This window comes from Chamaesiphon sp. VAR_69_metabat_338 (genome assembly GCF_031423935.1).
In the GTDB taxonomy this organism is placed as follows: domain Bacteria; phylum Cyanobacteriota; class Cyanobacteriia; order Cyanobacteriales; family Chamaesiphonaceae; genus Chamaesiphon.
The window spans coordinates 1-3,401 of record NZ_JANPGM010000739.1; the positions used below are offsets into that span (position 1 = coordinate 1).

General features: G+C 52.4%; 2 protein-coding genes. Both read right to left on the reverse strand.

Going from position 1 to position 3,401, the window contains the following annotated elements; translation table 11 throughout:
- Positions 1 to 2,591 (reverse strand): GAF domain-containing protein (locus RMO84_RS20460; RefSeq protein ID WP_310490281.1); only part of this gene is annotated, 2,591 nt, incomplete at its 3' end.
- Positions 2,592 to 2,629: 38 nt separating this feature from the next.
- Positions 2,630 to 3,229, reverse strand: coding sequence for a chemotaxis protein CheW (locus RMO84_RS20465; protein ID WP_310490282.1), 600 nt, complete (start codon positions 3,227 to 3,229; stop codon positions 2,630 to 2,632).
- Positions 3,230 to 3,401: the final 172 nt, after the last annotated feature.

Sequence of the window (3,401 nt, forward strand, 5' to 3'; positions counted from 1 at the left end):
GCCAACCGATTGAATAAATTAATTTCATCAGGTTGCCAATCACGCGGCTGGTGACATTCATGACCGATCAATAGACCCATCAACTGACTGTCGATCGTAATCGGCACGACCAGATTGGCTCGAACGTGGATCCGTTCGAGCATTTGGATATGGCACTCGGAGAGGTTAGCTTGATAAATGTCGGAAAAAGCCGTCATCTTCCCTTGGGCGTAGCCAGCCTCTTTGAGACAACAATCCTCAATCTGGACGCCCATAATCGCTAACTGGCTCTCGACGACCGATTCGGCAGTAATGCGGCCATTAAACTCGCGATCTAGCTCAAAAATTACGGCGCGATCCAGATCCAGCGCGGTGCGCACCAGTTCCACTGCCGCGCTCAAAATATCCTGACGGTTGAGGGATTGTCGCAATTGTAAGGTGAAGTTCGATAAAATCTGCGAGCGGCGGGCTTCCTGTTCGCGTTGGGCAAATAGTTGCGCCTGATTTAAAGCTAGCCCGAGTTGAGTGGCAATTTGCTCGAATGCTTCAATGAGTGTCGGCTCCCACGTCCGAGGTGCGTGACACATGTCGCCGACGATCAGCCCAAACAGTTGATTGTTGACTAAAATCGGCATAATAGTCGTCGCGCGCACTTGCAACTGCTGTAACAGCCCGATCTGCTCGGCAGTCAATCCGGCGCGATCGATATCGCTCAAGGCGATCGTCCGACCATTACCATAGCCAGCCAGTTGTTGGGGCGTTAGCAGAGCAACATCGATGACGCGACCCAAAATCGATAAACTGCCCGGAGCGAGTGACTCTGCGGCGATCGTCAGTGGCAAATTGTCATGGCAGGTGACAAACACTGCCCGATCGAGTTTAAAATTAGTGCGGATTGCCGTTAGTGCCGTCGCAATAATCTCGTCGCGATCGAGCGATTGGCGGAGTTGGAGCGTCAGTTCGGCCAAGAGACTGCGATAATGCACTTGCCCTGCTTGTTGCGCGATCGACTTGCGCCGACTCAATACTAGCCCGATCCGATCGGCAACGGTGGCAAATTTGTCGATCTCTGCTGGCGTCCAGTGGCGATCTTCTACGCACATGTGGCCGACGATCGCACCCAAAAGCTGACCTTCGACGGCAATCGGCGCGACTGTGCGAGCGCGGATCTGGAGCTGTTCTAATGCGGCAATCTCTTCTGCATTTAAGCCGCCAGCTTCATCGAGGTTATAGATACAGGAAATCTGTTCTGGCACACAGCCATCGCGGTGAAGTTCGTAGTCGATGTAACGCTCCATCGCGACCGCAGCTGGTAACACAAACTCTGGCTTGGTGGCTGCTACCACAATTTTGCCGTCTGAGGAGCGCGCGCTGCTATCTAATACCAGCAGTCGATCGAGATTGAATTCTTGACGAATGGTTTCGACTGCTCGATCGAGCAACTCGATCGATTGTGGCAGTTCTTGGACTTGCAGAGCCTGAGACAACATATTCGTGCGCCGCAACTCGATTGCCTGCGCGTTCCAGGTGCCGATCTGTTCTACTGCCAAGCCGATGCGCTGGGCGGCTTGAACTCCAAAATTTACTTCCCAGTCTTGCCAGTGCCGCACTCGATCGCATTGATGGATCGACAACAAGCCGACCAACTGTTTGCCAGCTAAAATCGGGATAGTCACTAGTGATTTCACTTGCATGCTTGCGAGTAATTCACGTTGGCGGTTGCTCAAGGCGACCTGTTGAAGATCGGCAATCGCGACATTTTGACCCTGCTCGTAACCCGCCAATTCTAGCGGCGCATCGACAAAATACAACCGTCCCACAGGCGTGGATAGGGTAGAGGGATAGTTCTTGTCGAGCGATTCGGCGATGACAACGGCACTACTATCGGGATTGCACCGGACGATCGAGACTCGATCGGCTTTGAGGATTTTCCGAATCCCGCTCGCTCCCAGATTGTATACTTGCTGGCGATCGACCGATTCTTGAGCGGTGAGGGCAATTTTACCAAATAATTTGTTGGCTTGGGCGGCTACTTGTTGTTGCTGGAGCGTGCGATCGAAGTTAGCGACTAATTGATTGAAGTTATCGGCGAGAGCTTGAAATTCGGCATTATCTTCAGGCGCGAGTGTCACGGCCAGATTGCCACTAGCGGCTTCACTGAGTTTGGTCGTGACGCGATCGATCGAGGCGGTCAACCGGCGCGAGATCCACATCCCCACCCCCAGATTCACAAACCCAATCGAAAGTAAGACAATTGTCTCAGTCAAGCGTTTGGCAGCGGCTTCGGTCTGGGCGATCTCTGGCGATCCGGGCACGGGGCGCGAATCATGATTATTCATCATCAACCAACCACCCAATCCCAAGGGGAGCAGCATGAAGGGCAGGATCGTCAAAAAAATCTGCTGCTGTAAGGATTGCTGCTGTCGCTGCGGTACCTGCTGGCGATCGACACTTGTAATCCTGCCATCAACCCACCGATCTTCACTACCGACCAGTGGCGATGCTGCTGCCTCCAGCAGTGAGACATCAGCCATCGGGGCCAGTGGGGTAACTGTTGTCGCTGGCATGTTCTTCGTCGGTTGTTCCGCTTGGTCGCGTTCGATCGTATTCATCGGTTTTGGATTATCTCAAAATGGTAATTAAAATTCAATCAAACATCGGCGTGCAGGTCGGCTCGCTCTAAAATGGCGCGGCCATCCAATACCAAAAAATTTTCCTCCGCTGTCGATGTCCACATCCCCAGCACTCCTGTGGCTAATTCTGGTTGCAACCGATCTGGCAGTACCGAGCGAATCAGATCGATCTGACACCATTCAATATCGACAATTTCGTCTACTAGAACCCCGATCGTTTTGGCCGCTCGCCGCTCCAATCGATCGGTCGCGGGTGTTGAGTATCGCGCTGAGCCATAGCTCTGTAAGGATCCGTCAGTGTCCCGCTCGGCGGCACTACTCATCATAATCGTCGGTTGAATCCGCCGATATTGCGATGGCGAATTTCCCTCCAAACCCAGTAACATCGCCAGATCGACGATCCAGAGGATTTCGCCCCGCCAGTTGTAGATCCCCTTGACTGCTGGCGGTAGATGCGGCATCGGCACCACGCGATCGAGTGGAATCTCCATCAGTTCGCTCACGCACTCGATTTCAATTAGGGCCATCAATCCAGGTTGAAGTAGGAATTTCAAATACTGTTGACGATCGCGGTCTGCTGGCGCGGCTGGTAGCTGACTAGTGCTGGCTAAGTTCAATTTATTCCCCTCGATCGCGACTAGACTATTTACTGACTAACTTCTGTAAAATATCGACAAAATCGTGTCGATTAACTGGTTTGGTTAGATATAAATCTGCACCTTGTTTCAACCCCCAAAATCGATCCATGTCGGTATTTTTAGTCGAGCACATCACCACGGGAATTTTCTG